Here is a 16,248-nt window from a genome sequence, read left to right as displayed (position 1 = left end):
GCAGCCACCCCTTCCTCGTCATTTGAAAGGGAAGGGACTATTTTTCTCACCTCCGCCTGCTGACATGTCTGTCGCGGCCGGATAGGTTGCGCCACGATGTGGCAGCTCTACCAATTTCCTCTATGTCCTTTTTCCCGCAAGATCCGGCTCCAGATGGAGGAAAAGGGGATTCCCTATGATCTGGTGCGCGAGTCGCCCTGGCTGCGTCGCGACGAATTCCTCGATCTCAATCCGGTCGGCCAGACGCCGGTCCTCGTCGATGCGGCGCTCGGCACCACCCTGATCCACAGCTGCGCGATCTCCGAATATCTGGAGGAGACGATCGAGCCGATGCCCATGATTCCCGGCAATGCCGCGCAGCGTGGCGAGATCCGCAGGCTGGTCGCTTATTTCGACGAGAAATTCTACGGCGATGTCGTCGGCCCGTTGCTGTACGAACGCGCTCTGAAGCGTATCGTCCACCGCGCTCCGCCGGATGCCGGCGTCCTGCGTCAGGCGATGAAGGCGGTCAACGACCACCTCGATTATGTCGATTATCTTGTCGGCAGCCGGCGCTGGATCGGCGGGCCGTTGCTCAGCCTCGCCGATCTTGCGTGCGCGGCGCACATCTCGGTTGCGGACTATCTCGGCGGTATAGACTGGCGCGGGCATGACGAGACCAAGCAATGGTATTCGGGCATGAAATCGCGCCGCTCGCTACGCGTCATCCTGTCCGAGCGGATGGAGTTGGTCGGCCCGCCCGAACATTACGAAAAGCCGGATTTCTGATCCGTCTATCAAGCCGTCGCCCCCCGCGTCGGTCCTCGATGCTGCAGAGCATCGCAGTTTGAGATTCGCCCGGAGCCGTGAACCCCGGCGTTGCACCTGATGCCCGGAGGACACAGAAGGCGAGATTCCGCCACTTTCGGATGATCGTGCGCACCTTCGCTTGTAATATCCGCAAACATGGATCATATGCCCGATTGCGTCGATGCTGTTTTGCAGCATTTGGCCCATGAGCAGCGTGATCTCCTGTCCATTCCAAAGGACAGGCCGGCTCGGGCCCGCAAGGACGCAAAACCAAGCTGAGGCTTCCCAATTCACGCGGGTCGTCATGTGAACCCGCTGTCGCATGAACGTCCGTTCGTGCGCCCGCACTATGAAAGTGCATTTGTGACCAAATTTTCCGAACTCGGTCTTATCGAGCCCCTGCAGCGCGCGCTTGCCGCCAAGGGCTATGACATTCCTACTCCCATCCAGGCGCAGGCTATTCCCGCGCTGCTGGAAGGCCGCGACCTGTGCGGTATCGCGCAGACCGGCACCGGCAAGACCGCAGCCTTTGCGCTGCCGTCGCTCCATCACCTGGCCGAGAACCTCAAGCATACGCCGCCGCAGGGTTGTCGCATGCTCGTCCTCGCACCAACCCGCGAGTTGGCCAGCCAGATCGCCGAGAGCTTCGTCCAATACGGCAAATTCTTGCGCCTGAGCGTTGCCACGGTGTTCGGCGGCGTGCCGATCAACAAGCAGATCCGTCAGCTCCAGCGCGGCGTCGACGTGCTCGTGGCGACGCCGGGCCGTCTGCTCGACCTGATCGACCAACGCGCACTCAGCCTCAAATTCGTCGAGATCTTCGTTCTCGACGAGGCCGACCAGATGCTCGATCTCGGCTTCATCCATGCGCTCAAGCGCGTCGACCAGCTGCTGCCGAAGAAGCGTCAGTCGCTATTCTTCTCAGCGACGATGCCGAAGGCGATCGCCGAGCTTGGCGATCGCTTCCTGACCAACCCGGCGAAGGTGTCGGTCGCCCCGGCTGCCACCACGGCAGAGCGGGTCGAGCAATATGCCACCTTCTGCAACCCGACCGAGAAGCAGGCGCTGCTCACCTTGCGCATCCGTTCCGAGCCGATCGATCGCGCGCTGGTCTTCTCGCGGACAAAGCATGGCGCCGACCGGATCGTGAAGAACCTGCGCGCCGCGGGCATCGAGGCGGAAGCCATTCACGGCAACAAGAGCCAGCCGCAGCGTGAGCGCGCGCTGGGCCTGTTCCGCAAGGGTGACATCCGCATCCTGGTCGCCACCGACATTGCCGCGCGCGGCATTGATGTCGGCGGGGTCAGCCATGTGTTCAACTACGAACTGCCGAATGTCGCCGAGCAATATGTCCACCGCATCGGCCGCACCGCGCGCGCCGGCGCCGCCGGCATCGCCATTGCGTTCGTGGCCGATGACGAGCGCCCTTATCTCAAGGCGATCGAGAAGCTGACCAAGATCCAGCTCGATATCCAGCCGCTGCCCGAGAACTTCATCGCCGAAAAGGCGAAGCTGCCCAAGCCGGTGCCGAGCACGCCGGCGCCGCAGGGCGACCGTCGTCGCCACGACGGTGGCGGTCGCGCCGGCGAAGCTCAGCCCAAGCGCCATTTCAGCCGCCCCAAGGGCGCGCCGGGTGCGCACAAGGGCGCGGTCAAGCGCTTCGGTGGGCGCTAAGCTACGCAATAAATAAGATCAGCGTCATGCCAGCGAAGGCTGGCATCCGTGTCTGTCTCCACAGATGGCGTCATCTGATTGATGAGAGACATGGACCCCAGCCTTCGCTGGGGTGACGTGCTAATCTTGCAGCAATCTCTCCCTCATCGCGGCCAGCCGCGCTACCGCCTCGTCCAGCGTCGCATCATCCTTGCAATAACAAAGCCGCAGGATGTTGCGGACCGGTGCTTCCTCAAAGAAGGCGGAAACCGGGATCGTCACGACACCACCTTCCAGGGCCATGAGATCGGAAAAGGCGGCGTCCTCCAGGTTGATCCCCGAGGCCGTAAGGTCCACCGACACGAACCATGTCGCGTGGCTCGGCAGAACGGCATAGCCCACATCTTCCAGCCCCTCGATCAGCCGAGCCCGGGATCGCGCAAAACCGCCGCGCATCTCGTCGAACCAGGGTCGCGGCTTTGCCAGCCCTTGCGCCACCGCCCACTGCAGGTTGGGCGGCGTAGTGAAGGTCATGAATTGGTGCGCCTTGGCCACCTGCCGGGCGAGCGCCTCACCTGCGACCATCCAGCCCACCTTCCAGCCGGTGAGCGCAAAGATCTTGCCCGCCGATCCGATCTTCACGGTGCGATCGCGCATGCCGGGCAGGGTGATCAGCGGGATGTGCTCGGCGCCGAAGACGACATGCTCCCACACCTCGTCGCACAGCGCGATGATATCGTGGCGGATGCAGCGCTCCGCGATCAGCTCGAGCGTCGCTCGGTCGTACATCTTGCCGGTGGGGTTGGCCGGATTGTTGAAGATGATCAGCCGGGTCTGCGGGCCCATCACCGCATCGAGAGCCGCCGCGTCCAGCGTCCAGGCAGGCGGTTCGAGACGGACCAGCCGGGGGATGCCGCCCGCGCGGCGCACCATCGGCATATAGGCGTCGTAGAGCGGCTGGATCAGAACCACCTCGTCGCCCGGTGATACCAGGCTGAGGATCGCGGCCGAGATCGCCTCGGTCGCGCCCGAGGTCACGACCACCTCGGACGGCCAGTCCACCGCAAGGCCATGATGGGCGAGGTAATGATCGGCGACGGCCTGGCGCAGCTCGGCTATGCCGAGCATCGGCGGATATTGGTTGGACCGTTCGAACAGGGCGTCCGCAGCGGCCCTTAGAATATCTTCCGGTCCCGGCGCATCTGGAAATCCTTGGCCGAGATTGATCGCACCGGTCTCGCGCGCGATGGCCGACATCTTCTCGAAGATGGTTGTCGGCAGCGCGGCGTAGACGGGATTCATGCGCTCCGCGCCGGTCTCTTCAGTCGGTGCCAAATGAACCAGATCGCGGCGACGGCGATCATGCCCACGATGACGACGTCGAGCTTGTGGAGCAGGCCGCTCAGCCGCGGATCGGTGCGCCACTGATCGCCCAGCTTCATGCCCACCCAGGCCAGGCCGAAGCACCACGGCCAAGACCCGACGAATGTATAGACATGAAAGCGCAGCAGCGGCATTCGCGCAACGCCCGCCGGGAAGGCGATGAACGAACGCACGGCGGGAAGCAGCCGGCAGATCAGCACCGTCAGGTCGCCCCAGCGCGCGAAGAAACGCTCCGCGCGATCAAGATCGGCGTGGCTCATCAGCACATAACGACCCCAGCGATCGACGACGGCCCGCCCGCCGCGCTTGCCCAGCTCATAGGCGAACACCGATCCGACATTGCAGCCGATCGCACCGGCGGTCGACGCCAGGTAGAGATTGAATTGCCCGGTCGACACCAGATAGCCGGCGAACGGCATTATGATCTCGGACGGCAAGGGGATGCAGGCGCTCTCGATCGCCATCAGAATGACGATACCGCCATAGCCGGTGCTGGAAATTACCGCGATGATGAAGCCGGCCAGCGCGGCGATAATCTTGTGGAACATCCTTTGACGGATAGAGAGAGGAGTGGGCCCACACAAGACCGGTGGTCCCGGCGCAGGCGGCTGGAGCGGCCGATATCCGGAGTTACACCGGCCGGTTCGCGCCGCCATTGTCGAGCACCTGGCGTATCTTGACCCCCAACTGGGTCACGCTGAAAGGCTTGGGCAGGAAAGCTACCCCGGCGTCGAGCATGCCATTATGGACGACGGCGTTTCGGGTATAGCCGGTGGTGAACAGGATTTTCAGCCCCGGGCGCATCGCCAGGGCATTGTCGGCGAGTTTTCGTCCGTTCATCTCGGGCATCACGATATCTGTGAAGAGCATGTCGATCGTCGGCTGTTCGGCAAGCGCATCGAGCGCCTCCGCGCCATTGGCGGCCGAAACCACGATGTAGCCGAGGTCGCGCAGCGCATCGACGGAGAAATGGCGGACCCGCTGTTCGTCCTCCACGACCAGGATAGTTTCGCCCCGCCGTGCCTGGGGTACGACTGTCTCGCTTTCGCTCAGGCGGTTGCGCGGGGTGACAGCCTCGCCATGATGGCGAGGCAGATAGAGCTTTACCGTCGTACCCTGGCCGGGTTCGGAATAGATCGCTGCATGGCCGCCGGTCTGCTTCATGAAGCCGAAGATCTGGCTCAGTCCGAGGCCGGTGCCCTTGCCGATCGGCTTGGTCGTGAAGAAGGGATCGAACGCACGGGCCGCGACCTCGGGTGTCATACCGACTCCGGCATCGGTGACGCTGAGCATCACATATTGGCCTGCTACGACATCGCCCCGCGTGCGGGCATATTCGTCATCCAGATAGGCGTTTGCCGTTTCGATCGTCACATGTCCGCCGCCGGCCATCGCATCGCGTGCGTTGACGCCCAGGTTGAGAATCGCATTTTCCAGCTGGCCCGGATCGGCGAAGGTTCGCCACAACCCGCCGGCGAGCACCGTCTCTATCATATATTCCTCGCCAAGCGTCCGCTGCAGCAGCTCCGACATGCCGGCGACCAGTTTGTTGACGTCGAGCGTCAGCGGCGCGAGCGGCTGCTGGCGTGAGAAGGCGAGCAGCCTTGCGGTCAACGAGGCGGCGCGCTCGGCACCCTCATAGGCGGCGTCGATATTGCGCTCGAGCCGTTCGGGATCGTTCAGGCGTCGCTTTGCGAGATCGAGGCTGCCGATTACAATGGCGAGCATATTATTGAAATCGTGCGCGATTCCCCCGGTCAGCTGTCCGATCGATTCGATCTTCTGCATCTGCCGGATCTGTTCCTCGGCATTTTCGCGAGCGGCCATCTGATCGCGCAGCTTCTTTTCGGCTGCGATCGCTTCGTCACGAGCTGTGAGAAGCTCGCCTTCCCGTTTTGCACTATCGGCGATTATGGTCGTGGCGACCAGCAGCACGACCAGCACCGTGGCGACCAGCGTCCCGCCCAGAATCCGCACCAGCAATTCGGCGCTATGCTGCCGTTCGGAGAGCAGCTTTTCCTCCTCGTTGATCATGCGGTTGATCACGCGGAGCGCCGCCTGCATGCGCCGGAAACCCTCGCCGGACTCTATCCGCGCGACTTCATCCTGCAGTTCACCGGCGTCGACGGCGGCCACGCCGCGCATGGCGAACGCCACCTTGGCATTGAGGGTCTTGCGGAGCGGACCGATATTGGCGAGCTGCGTCGGATTGTCGTGGATCTCTTGCTGCAGCCGATCGACCGCCGGCCGCAGTTCGCTTGTCAGCTGGACAAGCTGGGCCTTCATCCGCGGATCGCGGGTCAGCACATAGCCGCGGTGATCGGATTCGATGGCGCGCACATGGTCGGTCAGTTCGGTGAGCTGGACTTCCACGCGGAGCGAATGCGCGGCCCATTCTCCCGATCGGCTCTGCTCGCGTGCCAGAAATAGCGCTGCGATGACAGCCAGGACAGCGACCGTAAGACCTACAATGGCCAGGAACGGAATACGATGCCGGACGACCCCCATGCGGATTTATTAAGCGCCTATGGGGCGGTCGCAAGAGAAAAGGGCTGGCTCTCGTACTTTTGCGGAAGCAGTCACCGAGAAACCGGCGCGGGATTCACTGCGACGCCGCGACGATGTCTGCCCATCCTGCTTCGTCGACAACATCGATGCCCAGCTCCGCGGCTTTCTTCAGCTTCGAACCGGCGCCCGGGCCGGCTACGACCAGATCGGTCTTGGCCGAAACCGATCCCGATACTTTGGCGCCCAGTGCTTCGGCTTGGGATTTGGCCTCGTCGCGCGACATCGTCTCGAGCGAGCCGGTGAACACCACCGTCTTGCCGCTTACGGCGGATGCGCGCGTCTCATGGATGACGTCGGCCGGTTGAAGCTGGCCGAGCAGATCGGTAACGGCGGCGGCATTATGCGGTTCAGCGAAGAAATCGATCAGGGCTAAGGCCACCTCGGGACCGACCCCGGGCGTTTCGACGATCGCGGCGAGTTCCTTCGCCACGCGCGCCGCGAACTTTTGATCGCTCTCGCCTATGGCCTGGACGGCGGCCTCTCGTGCGGCGACGGCGCGATCGATCATCGCCTTAAGCGCGTTCCAGCTGCGATAGCGGCGGGCGAGATCGCGCGCCGTCACCTCGCCGACATGCCGGATGCCCAGCGCGAACAGAAAGCGATCGAGCGGCGGCGACCGCTTCGCGTCGATCGCGGCAATCAGATTCGCCGCCGACACCTCCGCCCAGCGTTCGCGGGACAGCAGGATGTCCTTGGTCAGGCGGAAGATGTCTGCGGGCGCTTCGACTAGCCGGTCGCGAAAGAAGCTTTCGATATGGACGAGGCCGAGGCCTTCGATGTCGAGGGCATGGCGGGACACGAAGTGGCGAAGCCGCTCGACCCGTTGGGCCGGGCAGATCAACCCGCCGGTGCAGCGATAGTCGACTTCGCCCGGCTCTCGCTCGGCCGCCGATCCGCATTCGGGGCAGACCTCCGGGAACGGCCAGCTGCCACGGCTCTCGTCGCGCGACAGATTGTCGACGATCTGTGGGATCACGTCGCCGGCGCGCTGGACGACAACCCGGTCACCGGGCCAGACCCCGAGCCGCCCTATCTCGTCGGCATTGTGCAGCGTTGCGTTGGTGACGACGACCCCACCCACCGTCACCGGCTCGAGGCGCGCCACCGGGGTCAGCTTGCCGGTGCGGCCGACCTGTATGTCGATCGCATTAAGCAGCGTCTGCGCCTTCTCGGCGGGAAATTTGTGGGCGATCGCCCAGCGTGGCGCACGGGCGACGAAGCTGAGCCGCTTCTGCCAATCCAGACGGTCGACCTTGTAGACCACGCCGTCGATGTCGAACGGAAGATCGGCGCGTCGCGCTTCGATGCCGCGATAATGCGCGAGGGCAGGGGCCTCACCGTCGACCCGGACGAGATCGTCCGAAACCGGCACACCCCAATCGGCGATGGCGTCCATCACGCCCTTCTGCGTTTCCGCCGGAAGCGCCGAAACCTCGCCCCAGCCATGGGCAAGGAAACGCAAGGGTCTGGAAGCGGTGACCGACGGATCCTTCTGGCGCAGCGATCCAGCCGCGGCATTGCGGGGGTTGGCGAACTGCCGCGCCTTAGCGGGGTCTTCGGCGTCCTGCCGCAGGCGGACGTTGAGTGCCGCGAAGTCGCCTTTCGCCATATAGACTTCGCCGCGGACTTCGAACACCGCCGGGGCGTCGCCCGTCAGCCGTTGCGGGATGTCGTCGATCGTCCGGACGTTGGCGGTAACGTCCTCGCCGACGGCGCCATCGCCGCGCGTTGCGGCGAGCACCAGCACACCCATTTCATAGCGTAGCGAGCAGGACAGCCCGTCGATCTTGGGCTCGGCGGTGAGCGCAACTGGTTCGTCGGCCGCGAGGCTAAGATAGCGGCGGACGCGACCGACAAAATCGACCACATCCTCATCGCCGAAGGCGTTGTCGAGGCTGAGCATGGGCGCTGCGTGCGCGACCTTGGCGAGATGACCGGACGGCGCCGCCCCAACCAGCTTCGACGGCGAATCCGTCCGGACGAGCTGAGGGAACTCCGCCTCCAGCACGCCGTTTTCGCGGATCAGCGCATCATATTCGGCGTCCGAGATCTCCGGCGCATCGTCACGATGGTAGAGGGCATTATGCCGCGCGATCTCGGCCGCTAGGAAGGCGAGCCGGTCGGCAGCCTGGGATTCGGTGGTCATGGCCGCGTTCTAGCGTCCGTTTCGTTCAATTTGAACCGGGCGTGATGAGTCCTCCCGACGCGCCCACCGATTGTGGCTCACGCGACATTTTTCTCCCGCGGCGGGCGGACCAGCGCCGCTATCGAGCGTTGCATCTGATCCGCGGTGAAGGGCTTGAAGAGCAGCGCCATGCCGTCACCCAATTCTCCGAGATCGGCGGCATTGGCATTGCCGGTGATGATGATTGCGGGCAGGCCCGGTCGTGTTTTCCGGGCGCGGCGGACCAGTTCCGTTCCCGCCAATTGTGGCATGGCATAGTCGGTGATCAGGACGTCCACCGGCCATGTACCGTCGCTCAGCAGCTTCAGCGCCTCGAAGCCATCGCCCGCAGTCGTCACCCGGTGACCGATGTCGCTGAGCATCGCTCCCGATGTGGCGCGGACGCCCTCGTGATCGTCGACCAGTAATATCGAATGTGGCTTGGCCGGCTCCATCGGCAGTGTCGGGCTTTCGAGTTCCACCAGCTGCGTCAAAGCTTCCGGCGCACGCGGCAGCCAGATCTGGACCTTGGTGCCTTCGTCCAGGCGGCTGTCGATCCGCATCGCGCCGCCCGATTGCTGCGCAAAACCATAGACCATGCTGAGCCCCAGCCCGGTTCCTTTGCCCACCGGTTTTGTCGTGAAGAACGGCTCCATTACGCGCTCGATCAGGTCGGGCGCGATGCCCGATCCGGTGTCCGCGACCTCGAAGACGACATAGCTGCCCGCCTGTAGCCCGGCCTGGTCGTGCGCGAGCGCCTGGTTCGAGACGGAGACGGTGATCGTACCGCCCTGCGGCATGGCGTCGCGTGCGTTGATGATGAGGTTCACCAGGGCGAGTTCGAGCTGCGCATCGTCCGCATAAGCATGCCAAACGTCGCTATCGGTATTCCATTGCAGCTGGGTGAGTCCGCCGAGCGTGTGAGCGAGCAGATCGTTGACCGCGCCGGCCAATGCCGCGACGTCGATCGGCGCCGGCTCCAGCCGCTGCTTGCGGGCGAAGGCGAGCAGCCGTGCAACCAGTTCGGCGCCCTGCTCGGCAGCGCGCTTGGTCATCGTGATGATCTTGCGCTGGTCCTCCTCCAGCGTTACCCGCCGCTCGATCATGCCCAGCCCGCCCAAAACTGCTGCGAGCAGGTTGTTGAAATCATGGGCGATGCCACCGGTCAGCTTGCCGATCGCATCCATCTTGCGGGATTGCAGTAGCTGGATTTCCAGTTCCTTGCGGTCGGTGACGTCGAGCAGGGTGCCGGCGAGTTCAAAAGGACGGCCCTCGGCATCGCGCACGATCACGGCCTGATCGAGGAAATGCTTGTAGCTGCCATCGGCGCACTGCCAGCGATATTCCACCGCGAGGCCCTGGCCCGCGGCGCGGCCGGCCATCGCCTGCTCGGCGCGCTGGCGGTCGTCGGGATGGAGCCGCTTGCGCCAGAGTTCGGGAGAATGCTGGAGATCGTCGAACTCGAACCCGGTGAGAACCTTGAAGTTGCCGCTGACATATTTCGGCACTCGCGGCGAAGCGTTCGGGTCCTCGAGATAGAGCATGATCGGCAGTGATTCGATGATCGCAAGCTGGCGTTGCTCGGCCAGCCGCAGTTGCTGCTCGGTCCTCAGCAATTCCGCATTGGCCCGTAAATTCTCGTCCAGCAGCAGCTGTTCGGCGCGCGCCTTGCGCTGAATCTCGCGGCGCATCTGGTACAGGTCGACGAACACCGCCACTTTCGATTGCAGCACGACAGGTTCGACTGGCTTGAACACATAGTCGACCGCGCCCATCGAATAGCCGCGGATCAGATGCTCGGTCTCCTTGTTCACCGCCGACAGGAAGATGATGGGGATGCGCTTGGTCTGCTCGCGGGCTCGGATGATCTGGGCGGTCTCATAGCCGTCCATCACCGGCATATAGACATCGAGCAGGATGACCGCGAACTCGCCCTTCAGGAGGTGCCGCAGCGCCTCCTCGCCCGATCGCGCAAGCACGACGTCGGCGACGTCCTCTAGCACGGTCTGCAGGGCGAGCAGGTTGCGTTCATCGTCGTCGACCACGAGGATACGCGCCCGCTCGTCGCCGAGGGCATCGTGAACCTTCACCGGGACGCTGTCGCTTTTCACGGGCGATGGCGCAATCATTCAGCGGCCGAATGCGCGAGTTCGTTGGCGGACCATTCGCGCGAACGGCCAACCCATACCCTCAGCAGCGCGAGCAGCAGCTCGATGTCCACCGGCTTGGCGATATAGTCCGATGCGCCGGCGTCGAGGCATTTCTGCCGGTCGCCCTTCATCGCCTTGGCGGTCACGGCGATCAGCGGCAGATCGGCCAGGTTCGGACGATGCCGGATTTGCTGCATCGTCTCGTAACCGTCCATCTCGGGCATCATGATGTCGATCAGCGCGATATCGATGCCGGGCGTCTGCTCGAGGATGACGATGCCGTCCTGCCCGCGCTCGGCGTGGAGAACCTCGACATTATAGCTCTCCAGTACGCTGGTCAGCGAATAGATGTTCCGGATGTCGTCATCGACGATGAGGATCTTCGCACCGGCCAGTTCGGGCACCGCGCGCGGCGACGGGCTGGTGCCGTCGCGGTCGAGCAGAGTCAGCGAAGGAATGTGCGGCTGGTTTCGCGCCAGTTCGGCCAGGGCGGAGAAGACATCCTTGAGCTGGCGCGTCGTCGCCGGTTTCTCGGTGACGCCGACCGCCCCCAGGGCTTCAGCCTCCGCCAGTCTGTCGGCACCCGAAATCACGTGGATCGGGATGCGCATCGTCTGCGGATCATGCTTCAGCAGGTCGAGCAGCACGAAGCCGTCGATGTCAGACAGGCCGAGATCGAGCGTGATCGCGTTCGGTTGCATCTTGCGCACCATGTTGAGCGTGCCGGCTCCCGCGGTGGAGATCACGCCCTTCAGCCCGGCCTCATGGGCCACGTCGAGCAGGATGGACGCGAAAGCCGCATCATCTTCGACGATCAGGACGAAAGGCGCATCGCCGATGCCATCGCGGTCGTCGGTTACCTCCATCGGCGCGGGCAGGGCATTAGGCACGTTCGCGCCGCTATTGTCGTAGCGCGCCGTTGCGCCGCCGCCGCTGATCGCCGCCGGCGCAATCGCCTGGGTGGGGACGAACAGGGTGAAGGTCGAACCTGTGCCGGGAGTGGAGCGAACCTGCAACTCGCCGCCGAGCAGTCGCGCGATTTCGCGACTGATCGACAGGCCCAGGCCGGTTCCACCATATTTGCGGCTGGTGGTGCCGTCAGCCTGTTGGAACGCCTCGAAGATCAGCTTCTGCTTGTCCTTCGGAATGCCGATACCGGTGTCCGTGACTGCGATCTCCACCACGCCGTCGGCGTTGCGCAGCACCGGATGATTGGTGCTCCAGCCGGACGTGGCATTGCGAACCGCGAGCGTGACGCTGCCATGCGCGGTGAACTTGAACGCGTTGGACAGCAGGTTGAGCACGACCTGCTGCAGGCGCTTTTCGTCGGTGCGGATCGCGCCGGGCAGGGCGCCTTCGAACTCGACCCGGAAATCGAGGTTCTTGTCGGCCGCAAGCTGGCGGAAGGTCCGCTCCATATGCTGCTTGAGGCTGTTCATCGGCATGTCGCCGAGCTCGATCGAGACCGTGCCGGATTCGATTTTCGACAGATCGAGGATGTCGTTGATCAGGCTCAGAAGATCCGACCCGGCCGAGTGGATGGTGCGCGCGAACTCGGTCTGCTTCTCGTTGAGATTGCCCTGCGGGTTGTCCGCCAGCAGCTTCGACAGGATCAGCAGCGAGTTGAGCGGCGTGCGCAGCTCGTGGGACATGTTCGCCAGGAATTCGGATTTATATTTGGAGGTGAGGGCGAGCTGTTCCGCCTTTTCCTCGACGGCGCGGCGGGCCATGTCGATCTCGAGGTTCTTGGCCTCCACCTGGCGCTTCTCGTTTTCGAGAAGCTGCGCTTTTTCCTGGAGCTCTTCGTTGGTTGCGTGAAGCTCTTCCTGCTTCGTGGTGAGCTCCGTCTGGCGCGCCTGCAGTTCCTGGGTCAGCAGCTGCGACTGCTTCAGCAGGCCCTCGGTGCGCATCGTGGCGGCGATCGTGTTGAGCACGATGCCGACAGATTCCATCAGCTGGTCGAGGAAGCTCTGGTGGGTTTCGTTGAACTCGCTGAACGAGGCCAGCTCGATCACCGCCTTCACGTCGTCCTCGAACAGCGCCGGAAGGATGTTGACGTTGGCGGGCGCCGCGTGGCCGAGGCCGGATCCGATCCGGACGAAGTCGGCGGGCGCGTTCTTCAGGAGGATCGGGCGCTTGTCGGCGGCGGCCTGGCCGACCAGCCCTTCACGCAGGTTGAAGGCGGGCTTCAGTTCCTCCCGCCTCTCGGCGCCGTAGCTCGCCGCCAGTTCTAGGACGGTCTCGTTCTCCTCGCGCTTGGCGACGTAGAACACGCCATATTGCGCGTTCACCAGCGGCGCCAGTTCGGACATGATCAGGTTGGACACGGTGGTGAGATCGCGCTCGCCTTGCAGCATCCGCGAGAAGCGCGCGAGGTTGGTCTTGAGCCAATCCTGCTCCGCATTCTTCAAGGTCTGTTCCTTGAGGTTGCGGATCATCTCGTTGATGTTGTCCTTCAGCGCGGCCATTTCGCCCGAGGCTTCGACTGCGACCGAGCGGGTAAGGTCGCCCTTGGTGACCGCGGTCGCCACGTCGGCGATCGAACGCACCTGGTTGGTCAGGTTGGTCGCCATCGCGTTGACGTTGTCGGTCAGGTCGCGCCACAGGCCCGAGGCGCCCGGCACGCGCGCCTGGCCGCCCAGCTTGCCTTCGATGCCGACCTCGCGGGCCATGTTGGTGACCTGGTCGCCGAAGGTCGACAAGGTATCGATCATGAAGTTGATTGTTTCGGCTAGGGCCGCGATCTCGCCCTTGGCGTCCACCGTCAGCTTGCGCTTGAGGTTGCCCTGCGCCACCGCGGTCACCACGTCGGCGATGCCGCGCACCTGATTGGTCAGGTTGGTCGCCATCAGGTTGACGTTGTCGGTCAGATCCTTCCAGGTGCCGCCCACGCCGGGCACCTGCGCCTGGCCGCCGAGCTTGCCCTCGGTGCCGACCTCGCGGGCGACGCGGGTCACTTCCGACGCGAAGCCGTTGAGCTGGTCGACCATGACGTTGATCGTATCCTTCAGCGCCAGGATCTCGCCCTTCACGTCGACGGTGATCTTCTTCGACAAGTCGCCGCGGGCAACGGCGGTGGTCACGTCGGCGATGTTGCGGACCTGGCCGGTCAGATTGTCGGCCATCAGGTTGACGTTGTCGGTGAGATCCTTCCAGGTGCCTGCGACGCCGCGCACCTGCGCCTGGCCGCCGAGCTTGCCCTCGGTGCCGACCTCGCGCGCCACGCGGGTCACTTCGGACGCGAAGCTGTTGAGCTGGTCCACCATGGTGTTGATGGTGTTCTTCAACTCGAGGATCTCGCCCTTCACGTCGACGGTGATCTTCTTGGAAAGATCGCCGAGCGCCACGGCTGTGGTCACTTCGGCGATGTTGCGCACCTGGCCGGTCAGGTTGGCTGCCATCGCATTCACATTGTCGGTCAGATCCTTCCACGTGCCGCCGACGCCTTCGACCTGAGCCTGACCGCCGAGCTTGCCTTCCGAGCCCACTTCGCGCGCCACGCGGGTCACTTCGGACGCGAAGCTGTTGAGCTGGTCGACCATGGTATTGATGGTGTTCTTGAGTTCGAGGATCTCGCCCTTCACGTCGACGGTGATCTTTTTCGAAAGGTCGCCGCGAGCCACGGCGGTGGTCACTTCGGCGATGTTGCGCACCTGGCCGGTCAGGTTGCCCGCCATCAGGTTGACGTTGTCGGTGAGATCCTTCCAGGTGCCGGCGACACCTTCGACCTGCGCCTGGCCGCCGAGCTTGCCTTCCGAACCCACTTCGCGGGCGACGCGGGTCACTTCCGAGGCGAAGCTGTTGAGCTGATCGACCATCACGTTGATGGTGTTCTTGAGTTCGAGAATCTCGCCCTTCACATCGACGGTGATCTTCTTCGACAAGTCGCCGCGCGCCACGGCGGTGGTCACGTCGGCGATGTTGCGGACCTGGCCGGTCAGGTTGTCGGCCATCAGGTTGACGTTGTCGGTCAGATCCTTCCACGTGCCAGCCACGCCGGGCACCTGCGCTTGGCCGCCGAGCTTGCCCTCGGTGCCGACCTCGCGGGCGACGCGGGTCACTTCGGACGCGAAGCCGTTGAGCTGGTCGACCATGACGTTGATCGTGTTCTTGAGCTCGAGGATCTCGCCCTTCACGTCGACAGTGATCTTCTTGGAAAGATCGCCAGAGGCGACGGCGGTGGTCACTTCGGCGATGTTGCGCACCTGCCCGGTGAGATTGTCGGCCATCAGGTTGACGTTGTCGGTCAGGTCCTTCCACGTGCCGGCCACGCCGGGCACCTGCGCCTGCCCGCCGAGCTTGCCCTCGGTGCCGACCTCGCGGGCGACGCGGGTGACTTCCGACGCGAAGCTGTTGAGCTGGTCCACCATAACGTTGATGGTGTTCTTGAGCTCGAGGATCTCGCCCTTCACGTCGACGGTGATCTTCTTCGAGAGATCGCCCGAAGCCACGGCGGTGGTCACTTCGGCGATGTTGCGCACCTGACCGGTAAGGTTGTCGGCCATCAGGTTGACGTTGTCAGTGAGATCCTTCCAGGTGCCGGCGACGCCTTCGACCCGCGCCTGTCCGCCGAGCTTGCCCTCCGTGCCGACCTCGCGGGCCACGCGGGTCACTTCTGACGCGAAGCTGTTGAGCTGATCGACCATGGTATTGATGGTGTTCTTGAGCTCGAGAATCTCGCCTTTCACCTCGACGGTGATCTTCTTCGACAGATCGCCCGAGGCGACGGCGGTGGTCACTTCGGCGATGTTGCGCACCTGGCCGGTCAGGTTGGCGGCCATCAGATTGACGTTGTCGGTGAGATCCTTCCAGGTGCCGGCGACGCCTTTCACGGTCGCCTGGCCGCCCAGCTTGCCTTCGGTGCCCACCTCACGGGCGACGCGCGTCACTTCCGATGCGAATGAGGCCAACTGGCCCACCATCGTGTTCACGACATTGCCGATGCGCAGGAATTCGCCGCGCAGCGCCCGGCCGTCGATCTCGACGGTCATCGATTGGGAAAGGTCGCCCTTGGCGACGGCGCCGATCACGCGCGCGACCTCGGCGGTCGGCTGCACCATGTCCTCGATCAGCTCGTTGACCGAGCGAATTGCATTCTCCCACCCGCCGGTCGCCGATTTAACGCGCCCACGCTGGGTGATCTTGCCTTCCTTGCCGACCACAATCGAGAGCCGCCCCAGCTCCTGGGTGATCTGCTGGTTGATTTCGACGACCTCGTTGAACAGCTGTGCAATCTCGCTGTCCGGCCCTGAGAGATCATCTCGCAGGCGGACCGAGAAATCGCCGCGGCGAAGGCTGCGCAGCGCTGACACCAAGTGACGGCGGTCGAGACCGTCGATGGGGGTTTCGGCGTTCACTGATGGCTCCCTGTTCGTCTCCCCCCGTTTTGAGTTTTGCTCGGCCCCCCGGCCCGCTGCTATTTCATAGCACGTTCGTTTCGGTCGTCTTCATTAAATTTCGTTGCCATATTCGATGGCTTGTGATCGCGCGCCAAAGCACCCTACTTAGGGCCGCAGCGTCTTTGGAGGGGCGCTGTCCTTT

8 protein-coding genes are annotated in these 16,248 nt (G+C 63.8%); 2 read left to right on the top strand and 6 right to left on the bottom strand.

What is annotated here, in order from left to right; translation table 11 throughout:
* Positions 1 to 96: 96 nt before the first annotated feature.
* Both AAC645_RS10210 and AAC645_RS10205 read left to right on the top strand, forming a co-directional pair.
* Complete coding sequence (locus AAC645_RS10210; RefSeq protein ID WP_340315746.1) at positions 97 to 768, top strand: glutathione S-transferase family protein; 672 nt, start codon at positions 97 to 99, stop codon at positions 766 to 768.
* A gap of 384 nt (positions 769 to 1,152) precedes the next feature.
* Entirely contained in the window at positions 1,153 to 2,463 is a 1,311-nt protein-coding gene (locus AAC645_RS10205) for a DEAD/DEAH box helicase (protein WP_340315745.1), read from the top strand.
* A gap of 120 nt (positions 2,464 to 2,583) precedes the next feature.
* On the opposite strand, the gene AAC645_RS10200 is transcribed toward AAC645_RS10205, so the two are convergent.
* From AAC645_RS10200 to AAC645_RS10175, 6 genes are all read right to left on the bottom strand, one after another.
* Positions 2,584 to 3,744, bottom strand: coding sequence for an aminotransferase (locus tag AAC645_RS10200; RefSeq protein ID WP_340315744.1), 1,161 nt, complete (start codon positions 3,742 to 3,744; stop codon positions 2,584 to 2,586).
* Positions 3,741 to 4,373, bottom strand: a complete 633-nt coding sequence (locus tag AAC645_RS10195; protein ID WP_340315742.1) for a DedA family protein — start codon at positions 4,371 to 4,373, stop codon at positions 3,741 to 3,743. Before AAC645_RS10195 ends, AAC645_RS10200 begins: the two co-directional genes overlap by 4 nt.
* An 82-nt stretch (positions 4,374 to 4,455) precedes the next feature.
* On the bottom strand, positions 4,456 to 6,333 hold the full coding sequence (locus AAC645_RS10190) for a CHASE3 domain-containing protein (RefSeq protein ID WP_340315740.1): 1,878 nt from the start codon (positions 6,331 to 6,333) through the stop codon (positions 4,456 to 4,458).
* Between the two features lie 94 nt (positions 6,334 to 6,427).
* The gene (ligA, locus tag AAC645_RS10185) at positions 6,428 to 8,539 is read right to left on the bottom strand and encodes an NAD-dependent DNA ligase LigA (RefSeq protein WP_340315739.1); all 2,112 of its coding nucleotides are present in this window, start codon (positions 8,537 to 8,539) and stop codon (positions 6,428 to 6,430) included.
* Between the two features lie 77 nt (positions 8,540 to 8,616).
* The gene (locus AAC645_RS10180) at positions 8,617 to 10,668 is read right to left on the bottom strand and encodes a response regulator (RefSeq protein WP_340315737.1); all 2,052 of its coding nucleotides are present in this window, start codon (positions 10,666 to 10,668) and stop codon (positions 8,617 to 8,619) included.
* 14 nt (positions 10,669 to 10,682) lie between these two features.
* Positions 10,683 to 16,064, bottom strand: coding sequence for a HAMP domain-containing protein (locus AAC645_RS10175; RefSeq protein WP_340315735.1), 5,382 nt, complete (start codon positions 16,062 to 16,064; stop codon positions 10,683 to 10,685).
* Between the last annotated feature and the right edge of the window lie 184 nt (positions 16,065 to 16,248).

The sequence above is a fragment of the Rhizorhabdus argentea genome, from assembly GCF_037861105.1.
GTDB lineage: Bacteria > Pseudomonadota > Alphaproteobacteria > Sphingomonadales > Sphingomonadaceae > Rhizorhabdus > Rhizorhabdus argentea.
Note: the sequence above shows the minus strand (reverse complement) of the source record. Positions and strands in the feature narration are given on the sequence as shown.